The organism is Robiginitalea sp., assembly GCF_982776155.1.
Genome location: NZ_CEXZKX010000005.1, coordinates 99,016 through 118,287 on the forward strand (window position 1 = coordinate 99,016; position 19,272 = coordinate 118,287).

Below are 19,272 nucleotides of genomic sequence, written 5' to 3' on the forward strand. Positions count from 1 at the left end.
TCTTGGGAAAGCCCTGGCAGAAATGCCGGGGCTTTTCTATTTTTAGTACATGCAGTCTTTCCTGGATTCCGTACTGGACGACCTGCCCGAATGGCAATCGGACCCGTCCTCGTTTGTTTTTGTCCTGCCCAGCAAGCGGGCCGGCTTTTTTCTAAAGAACCGCATGGCCCAGCGGGCAACCAGTACCTTCCTGTCGCCTCACATCTGGAGTATTGAGGACTTTGTCGCGGAGATTTCCGGTTTGCGGTATGCCGGCACGCTCCACCTGCTGTTCCGGCTTTACGAGGCCTGCCTGGACCAGGAAGGCATTCAACAGGAATCCTTTGCCGATTTTACCAAGTGGGGGCCCACCCTCCTGCAGGATTTTAACGAGGCCGACCGCTACCTGGTAGACACGGACCGGTTATTCGAAACCCTGGCCGCCCTGAACGAAATCCGCAACTGGACCCCGGATGGCAGCAGCACCCCCATGATGGACCGTCAAATCGCCTTTTGGAAGAACCTGGCGCCGATCTATTCGCGGTTCCGGACAAACCTCGCCGGGGAAGGCCTTGCATACCAGGGGATGGCCTACCGCGCCGCCGCTTCCCAATTAGCCTCCTATGCGGCAGCCCGGGGTGACGTACGTTATATCTTTATCGGTTTCAATGCGCTGAATACGGCGGAAGACCGAATCATTCAGCAGTTGCTGGAAAAACCGGGATCCCGAATCTACTGGGACGCGGATCCCCACTACATCGACAACCCCGTCCACGATGCCGGGCATTTTATGCGCAAACACCTGCGGGATTGGCCTTCCCTCAGGACGGGTCTCGCGGGCATCCAAAATCATTTCGCCAGCCCGCGCAATATCCGGATGGTGGGCATCCCCAAATCCGTTGCCCAGGCCAAATACTGCGGCTTGCTGCTGGGGGAATTATATGCCGAAGACCCGGAGGGTATTGAAAATACGGCCCTGGTGCTGGGGGATGAGGCCCTGCTGACGCCGGTGCTGCACGCCCTCCCCGCAGAAATCCCCGCGGTAAACATTACGATGAGCTATCCCATCCGGCACAGCCCGATGGCACAGCTATTCGACTTGCTCCTGGAGATGCGCATCCGCAAGACCGCGGAGGGTTGGCGGGTGCCGCAGTTGCTCGTGCTGATCGCACACCCCTACCTGCAGTCCTGGTTCAGGTCCCTGGATTTCGAACCGACCCGGGGCCGGATGTATCTGATTCGCGAAAACCTGTATTACGCAGATTCCGACGCCCTGGAAGCCATGGGGCTGCCTGTAACCGTCCGGGAATTGCTGCTCCCTCCGCCGGGTGCACCCCCAAGCGACCATGCAAAAAACCTGGAAGACATCACCCGGGCCCTGAAACCCGTGTACCAGAAAGCCGGGGACCCGTTACAACTCGAATACCTGTTCCATTTTAACCAGCTTTTCAACCAGCTGATCCAACTTACAGGGGCCTACCCGTTTGTCAGCGACCTGAAATCCCTCCAATTGCTCTACCGGCAACTACTGGCCGATGAAAAGGTGGATTTTGAGGGGCAGCCCCTCAGCGGCCTCCAGGTAATGGGAATGCTCGAAAGCCGGAACCTGGACTTTGACACGGTGATTATCACCTCCGTAAACGAAGGCATCCTGCCTTCAGGCAAATCGAATGCCTCCTTCATCCCCTTTGACGTCAAGCGGGAATTCGGGATGCCCACGTATAAGGAAAAGGACGCCGTCTACACCTACCACTTTTACCGGCTGCTCCAGCGGGCACGCCGCGTGGTGATCTGCTACAATACGGAACCCGAAGTCATCGAAGGGGGCGAGCCCAGCCGGTTTATCAACCAGCTGCGCACCGACCCCGTCCTGGGGCCCCAGACGGAATTGGCCTTCGCCGTACCGGAAACCGGGGCCGAACGGCCGGGCGAATTGCGGATCCATAAGGGGCCGGAGCTTCTTGAACGCTTGCAGGAAATGGCCTCCAGCGGGTTTTCCCCTACTTCCCTGAGCCGTTTCATCGCCGATCCCCTGCTGTTTTACCAGCGCAATGTGTTGGGCCTGGACGAAACGGAGGAACTGGAGGAAACCGTAGCTGCAAACACCTTCGGCACCGTACTGCACGATGCTCTGGAAGAACTCTACAGGCCCCTGGAAGGCGCCTTCCTGAACAGGGATAACCTGGCGGAACTCCGGAACCGATCCGACAGCGCCATCGAGCGGGCATTTCGAAAAAACTATTTGCGCGATGGAAAAGCACGGGGCAAAAACCTAATTGCCCTGCAGGTCCTCCGGCAACACCTGGATCACTTTCTCGGCAGTGAGGTGACCCGGGCGGAAAAGCACCGTATCCGGATCCTCGGGGTGGAAAAAAAATTCCGGCAGGAACTCGCTGTCCCGGGCCTGCAGCATCCGGTAACCCTCAAAGGCACCGTCGACCGGATTGAGGAGGTGGACGGGCAGGTACGGATTGTCGATTACAAGACCGGCAAGGTTACCCCGGCCGAGCTGCGGGTTTCCGAATGGGAATCGCTCCGGACGGAACCGGACCGGGCCAAGGCCTTCCAGGTACTGTGTTACGCCCTGCTCTATGCCGGCGATTCCGGGACCCTGCCTGAAAAAGCAGGGGTGGTATCCTTTAAAAACCTCGGGGCCGGCTACCAGTGGTTCGGGGTACGCACGGCCCCCCGGCAGACGGAAGAGCAAATCCATGCGGATACGCTTACTGCATTCCGGGAGGTCCTCCACGAGCTCCTGCTGGAAGTGTTCAACCCCGCAGTCCCGTTTGAAGCCCGCCCCGCGTAGGGATCACTTTTTATCCGGGCGCGAAGGCCGGACCTCGATCTTGCTCGGCAGCGTCCGCGGGTGCATTTTCAGCAGGTCCAGTACCAGTTCGCCCAGGTCTTCCGGCTGGATCTTCCAGGCGTCCTTTTCCGAGGGCTCATTGTTGTTGAAATGCGTGGCCACGGAGCCGGGCATGATTGTCGACACCTTGATGTCAAAGGGGCGCAGGTCCAGCATGGCCGCCTGCGTAAAACCCACCACCCCGAATTTGGTGGCGTTATAACCCGTCCCGGAGGCGAAAAAATTTGTCCCGGCCAGGCTTGCCACAGTAATGTAGTACCCGCGGGATTCCTTCAGGGCCGGCAAAGCAGCTTTCAGCGTGTGGAAAACGCCGGTCAGATTCGTGTCGATCATCTGTTTCCAATGGTCCGGGGAAAGTTCGTCCACGGGCGCAAAGTGACCAAGGCCAGCGTTTGCAATCACGGCGTCTACCTGGCCCCAACGGTACAAAATTGTCTTGACGGCCTCCTCTTCATCTTCCAGACGGGTAACATCCGACACAATCGGGATGACCCGCTCCCGGTCCAGGGACGCAGCCGCCTCCTCAATCCGCTTTTTATCCCGGCCGCTGATTGCCACGCGCATGCCCGCTCCGAGCAGCGATTGGGCAATCCCGTATCCGATTCCTTTTGAGCCGCCTGTAATGTAGGCTACCTTATCCTTTAATTGATCCATGGGTCTCTTTGGTTTTATTCGTGAAAACCACAAGATAACAAGCAGAATCCGCCCCCGGAATTCCTATCAGAAAAATCAGGAACATTTTTGAGAATTGTATAAAATGCGTATTTTTGCCGTCTAGTTCACGGGGGATTAGCTCAGCTGGCTAGAGCGCTTGCATGGCATGCAAGAGGTCACCGGTTCGACTCCGGTATTCTCCACGATCAAGCGCCATCATCCGACTTCGGAGATGCGATTAAGAACTAAGAAAGCCACCAAGTTTACTTGAGTGGCTTTCGTGTTTTTAAGCGTCTATGCCGAAAGGCATAGCGAAGTCGGATGATGGCATTTGCAGGACGGGAGATCATCCGGAGCTGCGAAGCGACTCCGGTCCTGGAGAACTCAACGGATCTCTGGCCGGAGAACATACTCCACCACTTTACGCTGATTATGGGGTCCATGCCGGAATCGGATCTTTACTTCCGGATACTGCTGGGGTTCAATCCCCAACCATTCCGGAGCAATGAGCCCCCCTACCTTGAAAAGCTCAGCCCCAACGTAATAGTCTCCATCCGGGCTCACTGCAATATAATAGGCAGAATAGGCTTCCTCGGATCCTGGGAAAGTCCCTTCTGGCGTCCCGCGGGAATCCCAGATTTGATAGACCCGAAAATAAAAAGCTCCTTCAAAAATCGATTTATGATCCTCTACAGTACGCTGAATATTCGAAAGCACATAGGTCAGCTCCTCCTTGTCGGATTCATCGGTCAGGGTTTGGGAAAAGCTCGGGTAATAGAAAAATAACAGGGTGCATACCAGGATTTTTCGCATGGAGAAGTCATTTGGCTTATGTTGCCCCCTCAATCCTTCTTCACACTAAGCACCAACACGGGAATCCGTGCCGAAAACTCGGATTTTTGGATTGTGTTCTTCTCCCAGAGCGCATTGAAAAAGCCCCGCTTCCTTCTGAATACCGTCAGCAGGTCCGGTTGCTGGCTCTGCAGGTGCTCCAGTACGCCCAGATACGTGTTTGCATGTTCGGTCATGGTCACCTGGGAGGCGATGTCCATCAGGGCGGTATTGATCTTCAGGTCGTCGTCCGTATAATTCGGGGTCTTGACCATCAACAGGTTCACCGTGGCCCCAAACTTCTCCTGAATGGCGACCAGGGGTTTGAGGACCCGCTTCCTTTTGAGGATCCCGGACCGGAATGCGGTCAGGATGGTTTTGTAGGGCTTGAAGGAGCAGCCTTTCGGCACAATCAGCGTGGGGATGTTGGTGCGCTTGATGATTCGCCCGGTGGTATTCCCCAGGTAGAGCTCCTCGTCAATTTCCACACTCCGGGGGGCTACCAGGATCAGGTCGATATCCAGTTCTGCTGTGAGGTTATTCAAGCCGTCTACCAGGTCGCCCTGATAGGTGGCCACTTTAACGTCCACACCCCCCGTATCGATCTGGCCGATCAGTTCGCGAAGGCGTTCCTTGCTGCTCTCGACGAATTTCTCCTTCACGTTCGACAACTCCCCGGCCCGGCTGGTCTTTGTCAGCACTTCCATCGCGTAGATTTCAGCCTTGAATTCCGCGCCGAAGCTCACGGCGTATTTCAGTGTTTCGAGGGCGCTTTCGGGGTTTCCTACAGGGACCAGGATTTTTTTCATGGGTGGTTGGATCTAGTTAATTCCTCTAAATTTACACAAAATGTCGGCTGCGAAATGATCCGCCCTGCAAAAGTAGAGGAAATCCCCGAAATTATGGAAATGGCCAGGGCCTGCGGCCGCGCCATGCAGGCCAACGGCATCTTTCAGTGGACGGACGTCTACCCGAAGCAGGAAGCCTTTGTCCGGGACCTGGACCGGGGGGAACTGTGGGTGATCGACGCGGGCCACGGGCCGGTGGGGACCATCGTGGTATCTTCCCGGATGGATGAAGAATACAAATCGGTACGCTGGCTTACCCCGAATCGCGACAACCTCTACATCCACCGCCTGGGCGTTCACCCGGATTACCAACGCCAGGGCCTGGCACAACAGCTGATGGACCATGCCGAGGGATTGGCGCTCCGGCAAGGCGCCCGCTCCATCCGCCTGGACACCTTCAGCCGAAACCACCGAAACCAGCGATTCTACGAGCAGCGGGGTTACCAGCGCCTGGGGGCTGTCTACTTCCCCAGGCAGAGCGCTTACCCTTTTTATTGTTACGAGCGGGTCGTAAATTCGCAGGTGTGAATCCAGCCCTCTCCCGGAAAAACATCAACCGCCTGGCCATACCTGCTATCTTCGCCGGTATCGCCGAGCCCGTTCTCAGCATTACGGACACGGCCATCGTCGGCAATATCCCCGAAAACGGCCTGGAATCCCTGGCAGCCGTGGGGATTGTCGGGTCCTTCCTTTCGATGCTTATCTGGATTTTGGGCCAGACGCGGTCTGCCGTATCGGCCATTGTGGCCCAGTATGTGGGCGGCGACCGGCTGGACGACATCAAAACGCTCCCCGCCCAGGCTATTTTCCTGAATCTCGCGCTGAGTCTTTTGATCCTGGGGGTCTCCCTCCCCCTGAGCCCGCAGATTTTCGGGCTGCTGAACGCCGAGGGCCTGATCCTGGAATACTGTATCTCCTACTTCCAAATCCGTGTCTGGGGATTTCCGCTGACACTACTCACCTTCGCGATCATGGGGATTTTCCAGGGCCTGCAAAATACCGGGTGGCCCATGCTCATCGCCATTACCGGTGCCGGGCTGAACATCCTGCTGGACTTTGCCCTGGTCTACGGCGTGGATGGATGGATACCCGCTATGAATCTGGAGGGGGCTGCCTGGGCCAGCCTGATCGCCCAGGGAGTGATGGCCCTCCTGGCACTGGGGCTGCTCATGTGGCGGACGCCGATCCGCCTGAAACTGCAGTTTCCCGTACACCCGGAAATGCGCCGGCTGATCGGGATGGTACTCAATTTGTTTATCCGCACGCTATCGCTGAACCTGGCGCTCCTACTGGCCGTCTGGGAAGCCACGGCCCTGGGCGATCGGTTTATCGGCGCGCATACCATCGCAATCAACCTCTGGCTCTTTGCCGCCTTCTTCGTAGACGGGTACTCCTCTGCGGGGAAAATCCTGGGCGGGCGGTTCCTGGGTGCAAAGGACTACGACAGCCTCTGGAACCTGGCCAAAAAACTCAGCCGCTACGGCCTGGGGGTCTGCCTTTTCCTGATGGTCGCTGCAACCGTCTTCTACCGCCCCATCGGCAGGCTCTTCTCGGAGGACGTCCTGGTTCTGCAGGCGTTCTACAGCTTCTTCTTCATCCTGATCCTCGGAATGCCCATCAACGGGATCGCCTTTGTATTCGACGGGATATTCAAGGGGATGGGGAAGATGCGGTTTTTGAGGAACGTCCTGCTTTTTGCCACCTTCCTGGGCTTTGTCCCCGCCCTCTATCTCGGAAAAGTGCTGGATTGGGGCCTTTACGGTATCTGGGGGGCGTTTACCGTGTGGATGCTGTTCCGCGGAGCGCCCCTGGTCTGGAAGTTCCGGCAAAAATTTCGCCCGCTCTTGCAAAAGGCATAAATTTGGGTAAAAACCATGACCGCAGCCCGCAAAGAAGGCAGTCTTTACACCCAGCGCTCAGGCCCACTGGCCCGCGTGGAATTCGGCCATCCTGCCAGCAACTCCTTCACCTCCAACCTGTTGAGTCTCCTGGAACGGGAAATCGATGCCCTGGGCGGGGATGGCGACATCTCGGTAATCCTGCTGCAATCCGAAGGCGACCGGGCCTTTTGTGCCGGCGCTTCCTTTGACGAACTCCTGGAAATAGACAACCCGGAAACCGGGGCCGAATTCTTCAGCGGCTTTGCCCGCGTCATCAATGCCATGCGCAGGTGTCCAAAGCCCATCGTGGCCCGTGTCCACGGCAAGGCGGTTGGTGGCGGCGTGGGGCTGATAGCCGCCTGCGATTACGCCCTGGCCCTTGAAGGCGCTTCGGTACGCCTCTCGGAAATCAGTATCGGCATTGCCCCCCTGGTGATTGCACCGGCCGTCGCCCGGAAAACCGGGGCAGCCGGGCTCGCAGAGCTGTCCCTCTCCCCCACAGAGTGGAAGAGCGCTTATTGGGCTCAGGAAAAAGGCTTGTATGCGCGCGTATTCGATTCGCGCCAGGCCCTGGACGAGGAAGCCGAATTCTTTGCTTCCCAACTCGCCTCCTATCCGCCTGCCGCGCTTACAGCCCTGAAAAAGGCCCTCTGGGAGGGGACGGACCACTGGGGGGACCTCCTGCCGGAACGCGCCGCAGAAACCGGGCGGCTCGCCCTGTCCGAAACCACCCAGGAAACCCTGCGGAAATTCAAGGAGAAAAAATAATACGCGTGCCGGGCACTCACACCCCGGGGGTTTACGCCGAAGAGGCGCTGGAATAACGGAAGTCCGGCCTGAAAAGAGATCTGCCTACTGGTACCCCGCAGCCTGCAGGGTAAATAGTTCCGCGTACAGGCCGCCTTGTTCCATCAGGTCCTCGTGGGTGCCCAGGGCGGTTACCGCCCCGTCTTCGAGCACCAATATCCGGTCGGCCATCCGGACGGTGCTGAACCGGTGGGAGATAATGATGCTGGTTCGGCCCCTGGTCAGCCCGATAAACCGCTCAAACACCTCGTATTCCGCCCGGGCATCCAGGGAGGCCGTGGGTTCGTCCAGGACCATAACGTCCGCGTCTTTCATGTAGGCCCGTGCCAGGGCCACCTTCTGCCACTGCCCCCCGCTGAGTTCCTGCCCGCGGGCAAACCGGCGCCCGAGCTGCTGCTCCAGGCCGTCGGCCATTTCCTGTACCACCTGATCCGCCAGGCTTTTCCGCGCGGCCTCGCCAATCCGGGTATCGTCCCGGACGGCCCCGATATCCCCCACGGCAATATTCTCCCGCAACGTGAATTCGTACCGAAAATAATCCTGGAAGATGACCCCAAACCGCTTCCTGTAAGCCTCCTTGTCAAAGCGGGAAATATCCGTCCCGTCCAGCAGGATCTGCCCGGAAGTGGGTTGGTAAAATTGCAGGATCAGTTTGATGAGCGTGGTTTTCCCGGCCCCGTTTTGCCCGACAAAGGCAATCTTCTCGCCCGCCCGGATGCGGAAACTGACCCCTTTGAGTACCGGTGTGTCGCTTTCCGGGTAGGTAAAATACACCTCCCGGAATTCGAATCCCTCGCGGATGCGATCCGGCATGGGGACCACGTCTCCCCCGGGACTTTCCGGTTCCAGGTCGATAAAATCGAAATAATCCTTCAGATAGAGGGCACTCTCCGAAATCCGCGTAAACCGGGAAAAGAAGCCCTGCATATTGGTCTGCAACCGGTTGAAGGAACCGGAGAGGAAGGTGAGTTCCCCCAGGGTGAGCAGCCCGCCCAGAGTGCGGTAGATGATCAGGATATACGCCCCGTAATAGGCGATGACCCCCAGCAGGTTAAACAGGCCCCCAAAGAGGCTCTGGCGGACGGCCAGCCTCCGGGTGAGCCGGTAGTACTGCGCCGCCATGTCCCGGAACCGGCCGGCGATAAACCCTGTTAGCCCGAATAGCTTCACCTCCTGGGCCGTTCGGTTATTGGCGCCGATATACCTCAGGTAATCGAGTTCGCGCCGTTCGCTCGTCCAGCTGCGCGCCAGGGAGTACCGGTCCGAGGAGAACTTGAGTTCGTTGATAAAAGCGGGCACGATACTCAAAATCAGCAGCAGGATCAACCAGGGTTCGAAATAGATAAGGCCCGCGATCAGGGAAATTATTGAAAGCAGGCCTTCGCCCTGCGCCAGGACATTGCTCATCAGGGATACGCGGCTGTTGGTCTGCATACGGGCGCGTTCCAGCTTGTCGTAGAAAACGGGGTTCTCCAGCTGGGACATGGACAGGTCGGCGGCCTTGTGGATGATGCGTTCGGACGAAGCGTTGGAATAGAGGTCCCCCAAAAGGCCGTCCGTCAGGGTGACCCCCCGGCCGATCAGGTCTGTGAGCAGGGCCACGCCCAATTCGATGGCGACATACGTCCACAGGCGGGTAAAATCCCCGTCCGGGTTGTTCAGCAGGAAGACGATTTCGTCGATGATGACCTTGCCGATCCACAGGAGTACAACCGGGCTGAAACCTTTGAGCAGGCGGCCCAACAGGTTCAGGATAAACAACCGGGGCCCGGCGGCGTAGATCTCCCTGAAAAAACGCGGGATGGATTGCCAGCCCCGGAAGGAATCCCGCAGGGAAATGCGTTCCTGGTCGGCAATGGATTTGAGTCGTTTGGCTGCCAAAGCTTTTTTTGGCAATTTACGCATCCCGGGCCATTTTCCCGGACGGCACGGGATTCCTTCCGATGTTTTTCTACTTTTGCAACTAGAGATCCGATCATGGCACGCGTACGCATCACCAAGGAATTTACATTTGAGACCGGCCACGCCCTGTACGGGTACGACGGGAAATGCCGGAATGTCCACGGTCACAGCTACCACCTTTCCGTTACCGTGATTGGGACGCCCATCGCAGAGGACGGGGCGGTGAAGCTCGGGATGGTCATGGATTTTGGCGACCTGAAGAAAGTGGTAAGGGAAGAGGTGGTAGACCGTTTTGACCACGCCACCATTTTTAACCGGAACACGCCCCATGTGGAACTGGCCCGCACCCTGGAACGGGAGGGTCACCGGGTCATCCTGGCGGATTACCAACCCACCAGTGAAAATATGGTAGTGGATTTTGCCCATCGGATCGGCAAACGACTCCCCGAACATATCCGGCTGCATTCGCTGCGGCTTCGGGAGACCGGGACGGCCTATGCCGAATGGTTTGCCTCGGACAACCCGGATTGACAGTCCGGGAACCACCGGCAGTTCGTATCTTTACTACGCATGCAGCAGCACCCTACCATTCCTGACCCAATAGCCATCCCCGGCGGCAAGAAGGTTTATTTTGCCAGCGACAACCACCTGGGCGCCCCGAATTCACGGGAAAGCCTGGTCCGCGAGCGTCGGTTTGTGGCGTGGCTCGATTCCATCCGGGAAGACGCCGCAGCCATCTTCCTGTTGGGCGACCTCTTCGATTTCTGGTTTGAATACAAGCGGGTGGTGCCCAAGGGGTTTACCCGCACGCTGGGCGCCCTGGCTTCCCTGACCGACCAGGGGATCCCCGTCATTTACTTTGTGGGCAACCACGACCTCTGGATGGACGGGTATTTTGAAGAAGAGCTGAACATTCCGGTGTACCATAAACCGCGCGTTTTTGAAATCGGCGGGAAGCGCTTTTTCATCGGCCACGGCGACGGGCTGGGACCCGGGGACAAAGGGTTTAAGCGAATGAAGAAGGTCTTTACCAACCCCGTGGCCCAGTGGGCCTTCCGGTGGCTGCACCCGGACCTGGGCGTCCGCATGGCGCAGTATTTCTCCGTGAAAAACAAGATGATTTCCGGCGAAGAGGACGTCCGCTTTTTGGGCGAAGACCGGGAATGGCTCGTACAATACGCCAGGCGCAAACTCACCGAAGCCCATTTCGACTACTTTGTCTTCGGCCACCGCCACCTGCCGCTGGACATCAAACTGACCGATTCCAGCCGCTACGTCAACCTGGGCGACTGGATTTCCCATTACAGCTATGGGGTTTTTGACGGGGAAACTCTGAAACTGGAATACTACGGCCAGTAAACCCAACGGCTACCCAGGCCCGGGTCCCGGGCATTTCGCGCCTGGGGAATCAATCCGGTGCGCCGTCCCGGATGTCCCGGATTTTTAACTGCGTGCTCGTCCTGCCCTGCCAGTGGTTCTCCTCGATGGAAAAAACGGCGTAAAACTCCCTGCCCCCCTGGATCAGGTCCAGGCGGTCTCCCAACCCGAATCCTATCCCGCCAATGGGGCCGGAGCCATCCTGGGTAACAGCTAGTTTTAAATGCGCCCCGCCTTCCCCGACGGTACGCGCATACCCGGTATCCACCAGGGGGCCGGCAACGAATACCGGGGCGGGATTCCCCGGGCCAAACGGGCCAAACTGACTGAGGATCCGGACGAGTTTCGGGTGGATCTGGCTCAGGTGGATTTTGAGGTCTATCTGGATTTCCGGAGTCAGGGAATCCTCGGTGATCCGCTCGGACACCACCTTTTCAAACCGGTCCTTAAAGTCCTGGAATCGGGAAGCCTCCAGGGTCAGGCCGGCGGCGTACGTGTGTCCGCCGAATTGTTCGATACAGTCCGAACATGCTTCCAGGGCCTCGTAGAGGTCAAAGCCGCGCACCGAGCGCGCGGATGCCGCCAATTTATCGCCGCTGCGGGTAAACACCAGGGTGGGGCGGTAATACGTCTCGATAAGGCGGGACGCCACAATGCCGATAACCCCTTTATGCCAGTCTTCCTTGAAAACCACCGTACTCATCCGGGCCTCCCCTCCTTCCGAACGGACCATCTCCAGGGCCTCGTCGGTAATGGCCTGTTCGGTCTCCCTGCGCTGGCTGTTCAGCGATTCGATTTCGTCGGCCAGTGCCCCGGCCCGGGCCGGGTCTGTCTCGGTGAGCAACCGGACGGCGTCCTCCCCGTGCTGCATCCGCCCGGCGGCATTGATCCGGGGGGCAACCCGGAATACCAGGTCGGATACCTGGTAGTTTTTCCTGTCCAGCCCGCGGAGCAACGCGCGGATCCCCGGACGGGCCCCGCCGTTGATCACCTGCAGCCCGTAGTGGACCATCACCCGGTTCTCCCCGGTGATCGGGACGATATCCGCCCCGATAGCGGTAGCCACCAGGTCCAGGTAGGGAAGGAGCTCTGCCGGGTCCAGGCCGCGCCGCTCATGCAGCGCCTGGATGAGCTTAAAACCCACCCCGCAACCGCAAAGTTCCTTGTAGGGGTAGGGGCAGTCATCGCGTTTCGGGTCCAGGACGGCCACCGCTTCCGGCAGCGTTTCCCCGGGCCGGTGGTGGTCGCAGATAATCAGGTCGATGCCTTTGGACCGGGCGTACCGGGCCTGCTCAATGGCCTTGACCCCGCAATCCAGGGCGACGATCAGCCCCATGCCGTTGTCATCCGCAAACTCTATCCCCTGGCGGGAGAGGCCATATCCCTCCCGGTAGCGGTCCGGGATGTAGGTGGCCACCGCATCGCTGTATTTCCGCAGGTAAGCTGCCATCAGGGCAACGGACGTGGTCCCGTCCACGTCGTAATCCCCGTAAACCAGGATCCGTTCACCCCTGGTTAAGGCATCTTCCAGGCGATCCACGGCCTGTTCCATGTCCTGCATCTGCATCGGGTCGTGGAGGTGGGAGAGCTCCGGCCGGAAAAACCTCCGGGCCGATTCAAAATCCCGGATGCCCCGTTGAACCAGCAGGCCGGCGAGCAACGGGTCGATGCCGATTTCCCCGGCCAGGCGGGAGGCTGCTTCCCTCCCGGGCTCCGGTTTAAAAACCCAACGCGTACTCATGGACATGGATTGAATTTAGGCCTGTGGGCTGCAGGCAGGTTACACCCGTTTTTTGCCCCACCCCGGTACGGGGGCGCACTGCCCCGAAATTGGCTGGCACCAAAACTATTCTGGCTGCTGAATGCGCCCGCTGCACTTGGACCCGGGCACCGCGGAATACGGATCAGTCTTCGTGGAAAACAGTCTGGAAATCGAGTTCCGCAAATTTCCGGAACATGGCGATCACCCCGCAGTATTTCTCCACGGATAGGTCCACGGCCCGTTGCAATTTTGCCTGTGCGAGATTTTTGCCGTGGAAGTGGAACTCCACCCGGACCGCCTCGTAGGTTTGCGGGTGGTCTTCGCTGAGCGACCCGACGGTTTCGATATGGAAATCGGACACCTCGAGTTTCATCTTGCGGATCAGCATGGCAATGTCGAGTCCCGAACACCCTGCCAGCGAACTCAACATGAGGGCCTTCGGGCGCATCCCGGACCCTGCCCCGCCATCTTCGGGGCTTGCATCGATTCGGAAATTCAGGCCGGAGGGATTGTTGGATTCAAATGCCATATCCCCCAGCCAGCGCGTCGTGACGTGATTGGTGGAAGCCATAATTTTTTTGTTTCTTGCCCAAAAGTACAATAAAATCACGCCATATGCCCCTTGTAACACCCTTAGACCCGAATGCCGATCCCGAAACCCGGAAGCTGGCCAAATTCTTTGATGAAACCCTGGGTTTCTGCCCGAATTCCGTCCTGACCATGCAGCGGCGGCCGGCCATTTCCAAGGCATTTATCCAGTTGAATATGGCCGTGATGGAAAACCACGGGAAGGTGACCTCAGCCCTGAAACGGATGATTGCCTGGGTGAGCAGCAATGCCACCGGCTGCCGGTACTGCCAGGCCCATGCCATCCGGGCCGCCGAGCGGTACGGGGCCGAACAAAGGCAATTGGAAAATATTTGGGAGTACCGGACCCACAGCGCATTTTCGGATGCCGAACGGGCCGCCCTGGACTTTGCCCTGGCGGCTTCACAGGTACCCAATACGGTGGATGCCGACCTGGCGGCCCGGCTGCACGAACACTGGGACGAAGGGGAAATTGTCGAAATCCTCGGGGTGATCTCCCTTTTCGGCTTTCTCAACCGCTGGAACGACTCCATGGGGACCCCTATTGAATCGGGGGCAGTTGAAAGCGGGGAAAAGTACCTCTCCCGATACGGTTGGGAACCGGGGAAGCACGGCTGACCTATTTTCCCCGAACCACCAGGACAAATTCGCCCCGGGGCGCATTCTGTTTGAAGTGGTCGGCTACTTCCGACACGGTCCCCCGCACAATCTCCTCAAAGTGCTTGGTCAGTTCCCGGCAGACTGCCACCTCGCGTTCCGCTCCGAAATGGTCGGCAAATTGCTCCAGGGCCTTCAGCAACCGATGGGGGCTTTCGTAAAAAACCATCGTCCGGGCCTCGCCGGCCAGTTCGGCGAGCCGGGTCTGCCGGCCCTTCTTATGGGGGAGGAATCCTTCAAAAACAAACCGGTCCGTGGGGAAGCCGCTGCACACCAGGGCGGGGACAAAGGCGGTGGCTCCCGGCAGGCAATCCACGGCATGCCCCGCCTGGATACAGGCGCGGACCAACAGAAAGCCCGGGTCGGAAATGCCGGGTGTCCCTGCATCGGATATCAACGCCAGCGTCCTGCCCGCTGCTACCTCGGCGACCAATGCGTCCACTACCCGGTGTTCGTTGTGCATATGATACGAACGCTGGGGGGTCTCCACTTCATAATGTTTCAGGAGTTTTCCGCTGGTGCGGGTATCCTCGGACAGGATCAGGTCGGCCTCCCGGAGCACTTCCAGGGCCCTCAGGGTGATATCCCCGAGGTTGCCGATGGGAGTGGGTACGATGAACAGTTTGCCAGGCTGCATGGGCGGTATAAAAAGAGGCCGGGCGGCTGTAAGCACGTCCGGCCATTATCACTTGTTTTTCTGACTATTAGTTAAAGCGCCGTTCGATGAGTTCCATAAACCGGGCTTCGTATTCGTCCTTCCCTTCCCACTGGTTGAACCCGGGTTTTACTTCATCGCGGATATAGGCCACGGAATGCTCCACGGAATCCAGGTCGTTCAGTTTGGACAGGATGCGGTTGAAGGCGTCCATGTCGTCGTTGAACAGGTGCTTGACAAAAGCCAGTCGGTCGTTGAGCCCCACGGAGATCTTCCGCGCCGTCAGCGTGTCGTTCAGGGATTTGGAATGGCCAGGTTTCGGCGGTTTCGGCAGGTCGGGGGCCGTGTCCTGTTTGTCGTTTTTGACAAAGTCGTTCTTGGCGATGAGCCGCTCAAGGACCTCCTCGAGTTCCTCACCCCCGGGCATTTCCGATACCATGTGCTTAATTGTGTCGATTCCCGGGACGATGATATCCTCTTCGTGCGGGTTGGATTCCGGCACGGACTTATTCTCGTTGAGTACCGCCGAGGCGATCGATTCAAACTTGGAGGCGACTTCGCTCTTGCTGACGTCGATCTGCACGTCGTTGAGTTTTTCCTCGATAAATTTCAGTACCGCCAGTTTTTCGTAGAGATCCCTGGCCCTTTCATAAAGCTCCGGCAACTCCTTCAAACCGCGGCTCGTAATGATGTCCTTGGAGAGTTTCAGCAACTCCTCTTTCAGTTTTCGTTTCATAGCTAATTATACGGGGACCTTTCCGTGAAGGTGGTTCTTTTTTAATACTTTTATAGCGCCGCTACTACCTGTAACGGAAACAGCCGCTACTTTCGTCTAAAATTACAAAATGTTTCTCGAAAACACTGTTAACCCCAAAGAACAATTCGGATGGATTGAAGTCATCTGCGGTTCGATGTTTTCAGGCAAGACCGAGGAACTGATCCGACGCCTGCGTCGCGCCCAGTTTGCCCGTCAGAAGGTAGAGATCTTCAAACCGATCGTCGATACGCGGTACCACGAAGACTACGTGGTTTCCCACGACGAAAACGAGATTCGTTCCACCCCGGTGCCGGCTGCTGCAAATATCCGGTTGCTGGCCGACAATTGCGACGTGGTGGGCATTGACGAGGCCCAGTTTTTTGACGACGAAATCGTCACGGTCTGCAACGACCTGGCCAACAAGGGCGTCCGGGTGGTGGTTGCGGGCCTGGATATGGACTTCAAGGGCAACCCTTTCGGCCCCATGCCGGCCCTGATGGCCACGGCGGAATACGTAACCAAGGTTCACGCCATCTGTACGCGCACCGGCAACCTGGCCAACTACAGCTACCGCAAATCCCGAAACGACCGGCTCGTATTGCTGGGCGAAACCGAGGAGTACGAACCGCTGAGCCGGGGGGCATTCTACAAGGCGATGCTCACCGAAAAAATCAGTAAGCTCGAAGTGAACGAACCCGAGGTCCTCCCCTCGAAAAAATCAGAGAATGCCTCAAAGCCGTGACACGGTCCTGGAGATCGACCTGGGGGCCCTGGCCCACAACTACCGGTTTTTGCGGGACAGGCTGCGTCCCGAAACCCGGTTCCTGGGCGTGGTCAAGGCCTACGGCTACGGCAGTGATTCCCTGGCCATTGCGCTGAAACTCGAAGCCCTCGGGGCCGATTACCTGGCGGTGGCCTTCACGGACGAAGGCACCTTTTTGCGAGAGGGCGGCGTCCGGCTCCCCATCCTGGTGCTGCACCCCCAGCCTTCCGGCCTGGATGACCTGATTACCCATCGGCTGGAGCCGGCGCTCTACAGCCCGCGGATTCTGAAAATGTTCCTGGAAACTGCCCGGCGGCGGGAGGCGCGGGGGTTTCCGGTCCACCTGAAGTTCAATACGGGCCTCAACCGGCTGGGTTTCTGGGAAAACGACGTGGAATGGATTGCCGGGCAACTGGAAGGGGAGTCCAGCCTTGCCATCCGATCCGCCTTCTCCCACCTGGCGGCTTCGGACGACCCCGGCTCAAACACTTTTACCCAAAGGCAGATCAAATCGTTTGCCGCCATCGTGGCGGATATCCGCGAACAATTGCCCGGCACGCCTTTTTTCCACCTGCTGAACACCTCCGGCATCCTGAATTTCCCGGATGCCCAATGGGACATGGTCCGCAGCGGCATCGGGCTCTACGGGTACGGCAACGATCCCGAAGTAGACCCACTCCTCCGCCCGGTGGCCCGGCTGCGCACCCGCATTTCCCAGCTCCATAAAATCGAGCCCGGGGAATGGGTAGGCTACAACAAGGGGTACCGGGCTGCGGATTTCCGGACCACGGCTACGCTTCCCATCGGGCATGCAGACGGTATCGGACGGATTTACGGAAAGGAGCATGGAGCATTCCATGTCCGGGGTAAACGCGCTCCCATTATCGGGAATGTTTGCATGGACATGACGATGATCGACGTCACGGGAATCCCCTGCAAGGAGGGGGACGAGGTGGTGGTTTTCGGGAATGGGCATTCCGCCGAAGACCTGGCGCGCGGAGCCGGCACCATTTCCTATGAACTCCTAACGGGTATCTCCCGGCGGGTGGCGCGGGAAATCCTGGAAGAACATTGAGCTTTCCAATATTCGTCCGGTATTCGTCCGGGGCGACCGATGGGCCTTTAAATAGCCTAATCCGCTGAAAATGATATCTCTTGGGGGCTACTCTGCAAATTTTTAGTATTTTGAGCAGCATAACCAATCAAATAGAACCATGCTAAAAGAATTCAAGAAGTTTATTATGACCGGCAATGTCATCGACCTGGCCGTTGCAGTTTTGCTCGCCAGCGCCATCGGCCTGGTGGTCAGCGGGTTTGTCAATGACATTATGATGCCGATCGTGGGCTATTTCACCGGAGGAGTGGATTTCTCCGATATGAAAATCGTCCTGTCGGAAGCCGTGGTGGCCGCCGACGGTACGGTGGAAAAACCGGAAAGCGCCGTGCGATACGGGGCGTGGATCAACAGCATCATCAACCTGATCATCGTCGGGTTCGTGTTGTTTATGATCGTGAAGTCCTACAACAAGGTCCGCAAAAAAGAAGAGCCCAAACCGGAAGCCCCCAAAGGGCCCACCCAGGAAGACTTGCTGGCCGAAATCCGCGACCTGCTGAAAAAGAAATAAAGACGCGTCCCGACTTGTGGCGGGAACCGCTACACCACAAGCAAGTGCAACTTAAACCGCCCGGCGCGCCCGGGCGGTTTTTCTTTTGGGGTGGGCCCCTATCGTCTGGATGGGAACTAATCTGCCGGATGACGCGATTCCTTCGGGTCTGTGGAATAGACGCACTCAGGGGTTATATTTGCAACATTTTGTTTTATTTTTAAAAATCTTTCCGGACGGATTTGCCGGAGACCTATGTCCGGCGTACTTTTGGCCCACTAAATACGAATCTGATGAAAGTAGCAGTTGTAGGCGCCACCGGAATGGTGGGCGAAGTCATGCTCCGGGTACTGGCCGAGCGCAATTTCCCGGTTACCGAATTGCTGCCGGTGGCCTCCGAGCGCTCTGTGGGCAGGTTGCTCCCGTTCAGGGACCGGGAATACCCCGTAATCGGTCTGGCGGACGCCGTAGCAGCACGGCCGGATATCGCCATTTTCTCGGCCGGAGGGGATACTTCCCTGGAATGGGCCCCGCGGTTTGCGGATGCCGGCACCACGGTAATCGACAATTCCTCGGCCTGGCGGATGGACCCCGGGAAGAAACTGGTGGTTCCTGAAATCAACGCAGATACACTTGGGCCGGAAGACAAGATCATCGCGAACCCCAACTGTTCCACCATCCAGCTCGTGATGGTACTGGCGCCCCTGCATACAAGGTATACGATAAGGCGGGTGGTGGTCTCCACCTACCAATCCGTTTCCGGTACGGGGGTGAAGGCTGTCCGCCAGTTGGAAGATGAAATCGCCGGGGTGTCCGGTGAGAAGGCCTACCCGCACCCGATCAACCGGAATGCCCTGCCCCATTGCGACGTGTTCCAGGAGAACGGCTATACCAAGGAGGAGATGAAACTGGCCCGGGAACCGCAAAAAATCCTGGACGACCGCACGTTTTCCGTAACTGCCACCGCCGTTCGGATTCCCACGGCCGGCGGGCATTCAGAGGCGGTAAACATCGAATTCCGGGAAGACTTTGACCTGGACGAGGTACGGCAGATTCTTTCAGCCACCCCCGGCGTTGTGCTGCAGGACGACCCCGCCACAAACACCTACCCGATGCCGGTACTCGCCCATGGCAGAGACGAGGTTTTTGTGGGTCGGATCCGCCGGGATGAAAGCCAGGCCAAGACCCTGAATCTCTGGATCGTAGCCGACAACCTCCGCAAGGGCGCCGCCACAAACGCCGTCCAGATAGCGGAGCACCTGCTGGAGCGCGGCCTGGTCTGAAACCCGGGAGCCGGCCAGCATGCCCGGGCCATTGACGCCAAACCCTGACTTCGCGGTTG

19 protein-coding genes and 1 tRNA gene are annotated in these 19,272 nt (G+C 58.1%); 12 read left to right on the plus strand and 8 right to left on the minus strand.

The window, feature by feature from the left end; all coding sequences use genetic code 11:
• Nucleotides 1–49: 49 nt before the first annotated feature.
• On the plus strand, nucleotides 50–2,785 hold the full coding sequence (locus tag AC3DKS_RS10025) for a PD-(D/E)XK nuclease family protein (protein WP_272606984.1): 2,736 nt from the start codon (nucleotides 50–52) through the stop codon (nucleotides 2,783–2,785).
• Nucleotides 2,786–2,788: 3 nt separating this feature from the next.
• On the opposite strand, the gene AC3DKS_RS10030 is transcribed toward AC3DKS_RS10025, so the two are convergent.
• The gene (locus AC3DKS_RS10030; protein ID WP_272606983.1) at nucleotides 2,789–3,499 is read right to left on the minus strand and encodes an SDR family oxidoreductase; all 711 of its coding nucleotides are present in this window, start codon (nucleotides 3,497–3,499) and stop codon (nucleotides 2,789–2,791) included.
• A gap of 129 nt (nucleotides 3,500–3,628) precedes the next feature.
• On the opposite strand from AC3DKS_RS10030, the gene AC3DKS_RS10035 reads away from it, so the two are divergent.
• Nucleotides 3,629–3,702, plus strand: a tRNA-Ala gene (locus AC3DKS_RS10035).
• 181 nt (nucleotides 3,703–3,883) lie between these two features.
• Here the strand turns inward: AC3DKS_RS10035 and AC3DKS_RS10040 are convergent.
• Nucleotides 3,884–4,312, minus strand: coding sequence for a hypothetical protein (locus tag AC3DKS_RS10040; RefSeq protein WP_272606982.1), 429 nt, complete (start codon nucleotides 4,310–4,312; stop codon nucleotides 3,884–3,886).
• Nucleotides 4,313–4,341: 29 nt separating this feature from the next.
• Nucleotides 4,342–5,139: a universal stress protein gene (locus AC3DKS_RS10045; protein ID WP_015753479.1), complete on the minus strand. Its 798-nt coding sequence runs from the start codon at nucleotides 5,137–5,139 to the stop codon at nucleotides 4,342–4,344.
• A 54-nt stretch (nucleotides 5,140–5,193) separates the two neighbouring features.
• On the opposite strand from AC3DKS_RS10045, the gene AC3DKS_RS10050 reads away from it, so the two are divergent.
• The 3 genes from AC3DKS_RS10050 to AC3DKS_RS10060 are packed head-to-tail and all read left to right on the plus strand — an operon-like array spanning nucleotide 5,194 to nucleotide 7,826.
• Complete coding sequence (locus tag AC3DKS_RS10050) at nucleotides 5,194–5,706, plus strand: GNAT family N-acetyltransferase (RefSeq protein WP_474731697.1); 513 nt, start codon at nucleotides 5,194–5,196, stop codon at nucleotides 5,704–5,706.
• On the plus strand, nucleotides 5,703–7,037 hold the full coding sequence (locus AC3DKS_RS10055; protein WP_474731696.1) for an MATE family efflux transporter: 1,335 nt from the start codon (nucleotides 5,703–5,705) through the stop codon (nucleotides 7,035–7,037). Before AC3DKS_RS10050 ends, AC3DKS_RS10055 begins: the two co-directional genes overlap by 4 nt.
• Before the next feature lie 15 nt (nucleotides 7,038–7,052).
• The gene (locus AC3DKS_RS10060; RefSeq protein WP_474731695.1) at nucleotides 7,053–7,826 is read left to right on the plus strand and encodes an enoyl-CoA hydratase/isomerase family protein; all 774 of its coding nucleotides are present in this window, start codon (nucleotides 7,053–7,055) and stop codon (nucleotides 7,824–7,826) included.
• Nucleotides 7,827–7,910: 84 nt separating this feature from the next.
• Here AC3DKS_RS10060 and AC3DKS_RS10065 read toward each other — a convergent pair whose 3' ends face one another.
• Entirely contained in the window at nucleotides 7,911–9,770 is a 1,860-nt protein-coding gene (locus tag AC3DKS_RS10065) for an ABC transporter ATP-binding protein (protein ID WP_474731693.1), read from the minus strand.
• 72 nt (nucleotides 9,771–9,842) lie between these two features.
• Here AC3DKS_RS10065 and AC3DKS_RS10070 point away from each other — a divergent pair, with 72 nt between their 5' ends.
• Together AC3DKS_RS10070 and AC3DKS_RS10075 are read left to right on the plus strand one after the other, a co-directional pair.
• A complete protein-coding gene (locus AC3DKS_RS10070; protein WP_272606979.1) occupies nucleotides 9,843–10,298 on the plus strand; it encodes a 6-pyruvoyl trahydropterin synthase family protein in 456 nt (151 codons plus the stop codon).
• A 39-nt stretch (nucleotides 10,299–10,337) separates the two neighbouring features.
• Complete coding sequence (locus AC3DKS_RS10075) at nucleotides 10,338–11,126, plus strand: UDP-2,3-diacylglucosamine diphosphatase (RefSeq protein WP_474731691.1); 789 nt, start codon at nucleotides 10,338–10,340, stop codon at nucleotides 11,124–11,126.
• Nucleotides 11,127–11,175: 49 nt separating this feature from the next.
• Here the strand turns inward: AC3DKS_RS10075 and recJ are convergent, their stop codons facing one another.
• Nucleotides 11,176–12,891 carry a single-stranded-DNA-specific exonuclease RecJ gene (gene recJ / locus AC3DKS_RS10080; protein ID WP_474731690.1) on the minus strand — a complete coding sequence of 572 codons (1,716 nt, stop codon included), beginning with the start codon at nucleotides 12,889–12,891 and terminating at the stop codon, nucleotides 11,176–11,178.
• Between the two features lie 157 nt (nucleotides 12,892–13,048).
• Complete coding sequence (locus tag AC3DKS_RS10085) at nucleotides 13,049–13,477, minus strand: OsmC family protein (protein ID WP_015753471.1); 429 nt, start codon at nucleotides 13,475–13,477, stop codon at nucleotides 13,049–13,051.
• 44 nt (nucleotides 13,478–13,521) lie between these two features.
• On the opposite strand from AC3DKS_RS10085, the gene AC3DKS_RS10090 reads away from it, so the two are divergent.
• Nucleotides 13,522–14,112: a carboxymuconolactone decarboxylase family protein gene (locus tag AC3DKS_RS10090; RefSeq protein WP_272606978.1), complete on the plus strand. Its 591-nt coding sequence runs from the start codon at nucleotides 13,522–13,524 to the stop codon at nucleotides 14,110–14,112.
• Between the two features lies 1 nt (nucleotide 14,113).
• On the opposite strand, the gene rsmI is transcribed toward AC3DKS_RS10090, so the two are convergent.
• Nucleotides 14,114–14,788, minus strand: coding sequence for a 16S rRNA (cytidine(1402)-2'-O)-methyltransferase (gene rsmI, locus AC3DKS_RS10095; RefSeq protein WP_474731687.1), 675 nt, complete (start codon nucleotides 14,786–14,788; stop codon nucleotides 14,114–14,116).
• Nucleotides 14,789–14,855: 67 nt separating this feature from the next.
• Nucleotides 14,856–15,542, minus strand: a complete 687-nt coding sequence (locus AC3DKS_RS10100; RefSeq protein WP_474731686.1) for a hypothetical protein — start codon at nucleotides 15,540–15,542, stop codon at nucleotides 14,856–14,858.
• 109 nt (nucleotides 15,543–15,651) lie between these two features.
• On the opposite strand from AC3DKS_RS10100, the gene AC3DKS_RS10105 reads away from it, so the two are divergent.
• The 4 genes from AC3DKS_RS10105 (at nucleotide 15,652) to AC3DKS_RS10120 (ending at nucleotide 19,213) form a co-directional block, all read left to right on the plus strand.
• Nucleotides 15,652–16,305, plus strand: coding sequence for a thymidine kinase (locus AC3DKS_RS10105; protein ID WP_015753466.1), 654 nt, complete (start codon nucleotides 15,652–15,654; stop codon nucleotides 16,303–16,305).
• Nucleotides 16,289–17,401 (plus strand): alanine racemase, encoded by a 1,113-nt coding sequence (gene alr, locus AC3DKS_RS10110; RefSeq protein ID WP_272606976.1) that lies wholly within the window; start codon nucleotides 16,289–16,291, stop codon nucleotides 17,399–17,401. Before AC3DKS_RS10105 ends, alr begins: the two co-directional genes overlap by 17 nt.
• 139 nt (nucleotides 17,402–17,540) lie before the next feature.
• Complete coding sequence (gene mscL / locus AC3DKS_RS10115) at nucleotides 17,541–17,951, plus strand: large-conductance mechanosensitive channel protein MscL (protein WP_015753464.1); 411 nt, start codon at nucleotides 17,541–17,543, stop codon at nucleotides 17,949–17,951.
• A gap of 272 nt (nucleotides 17,952–18,223) precedes the next feature.
• Nucleotides 18,224–19,213 carry an aspartate-semialdehyde dehydrogenase gene (locus AC3DKS_RS10120; RefSeq protein ID WP_420592810.1) on the plus strand — a complete coding sequence of 330 codons (990 nt, stop codon included), beginning with the start codon at nucleotides 18,224–18,226 and terminating at the stop codon, nucleotides 19,211–19,213.
• The last annotated feature ends 59 nt before the right edge of the window (nucleotides 19,214–19,272 follow it).

Excerpts from the sequence above, each read along its gene's own strand:
- alr (WP_272606976.1), top strand. The coding sequence starts at position 16,289 with ATGCCTCAAAGCCGTGACACGGTCCTGGAGATCGACCTGGGGGCCCTG.
- AC3DKS_RS10065 (WP_474731693.1), bottom strand. The coding sequence starts at position 9,770 with ATGCGTAAATTGCCAAAAAAAGCTTTGGCAGCCAAACGACTCAAATCC.
- AC3DKS_RS10090 (WP_272606978.1), top strand. The coding sequence starts at position 13,522 with ATGCCCCTTGTAACACCCTTAGACCCGAATGCCGATCCCGAAACCCGG.
- AC3DKS_RS10120 (WP_420592810.1), top strand. The coding sequence starts at position 18,224 with ATGAAAGTAGCAGTTGTAGGCGCCACCGGAATGGTGGGCGAAGTCATG.
- AC3DKS_RS10040 (WP_272606982.1), bottom strand. The coding sequence starts at position 4,312 with ATGCGAAAAATCCTGGTATGCACCCTGTTATTTTTCTATTACCCGAGC.
- AC3DKS_RS10025 (WP_272606984.1), top strand. The coding sequence starts at position 50 with ATGCAGTCTTTCCTGGATTCCGTACTGGACGACCTGCCCGAATGGCAA.
- AC3DKS_RS10060 (WP_474731695.1), top strand. The coding sequence starts at position 7,053 with ATGACCGCAGCCCGCAAAGAAGGCAGTCTTTACACCCAGCGCTCAGGC.
- mscL (WP_015753464.1), top strand. The coding sequence starts at position 17,541 with ATGCTAAAAGAATTCAAGAAGTTTATTATGACCGGCAATGTCATCGAC.
- AC3DKS_RS10075 (WP_474731691.1), top strand. The coding sequence starts at position 10,338 with ATGCAGCAGCACCCTACCATTCCTGACCCAATAGCCATCCCCGGCGGC.
- AC3DKS_RS10100 (WP_474731686.1), bottom strand. The coding sequence starts at position 15,542 with ATGAAACGAAAACTGAAAGAGGAGTTGCTGAAACTCTCCAAGGACATC.
- recJ (WP_474731690.1), bottom strand. The coding sequence starts at position 12,891 with ATGTCCATGAGTACGCGTTGGGTTTTTAAACCGGAGCCCGGGAGGGAA.
- AC3DKS_RS10030 (WP_272606983.1), bottom strand. The coding sequence starts at position 3,499 with ATGGATCAATTAAAGGATAAGGTAGCCTACATTACAGGCGGCTCAAAA.
- AC3DKS_RS10105 (WP_015753466.1), top strand. The coding sequence starts at position 15,652 with ATGTTTCTCGAAAACACTGTTAACCCCAAAGAACAATTCGGATGGATT.
- AC3DKS_RS10085 (WP_015753471.1), bottom strand. The coding sequence starts at position 13,477 with ATGGCTTCCACCAATCACGTCACGACGCGCTGGCTGGGGGATATGGCA.
- rsmI (WP_474731687.1), bottom strand. The coding sequence starts at position 14,788 with ATGCAGCCTGGCAAACTGTTCATCGTACCCACTCCCATCGGCAACCTC.
- AC3DKS_RS10045 (WP_015753479.1), bottom strand. The coding sequence starts at position 5,139 with ATGAAAAAAATCCTGGTCCCTGTAGGAAACCCCGAAAGCGCCCTCGAA.
- AC3DKS_RS10050 (WP_474731697.1), top strand. The coding sequence starts at position 5,194 with ATGATCCGCCCTGCAAAAGTAGAGGAAATCCCCGAAATTATGGAAATG.
- AC3DKS_RS10070 (WP_272606979.1), top strand. The coding sequence starts at position 9,843 with ATGGCACGCGTACGCATCACCAAGGAATTTACATTTGAGACCGGCCAC.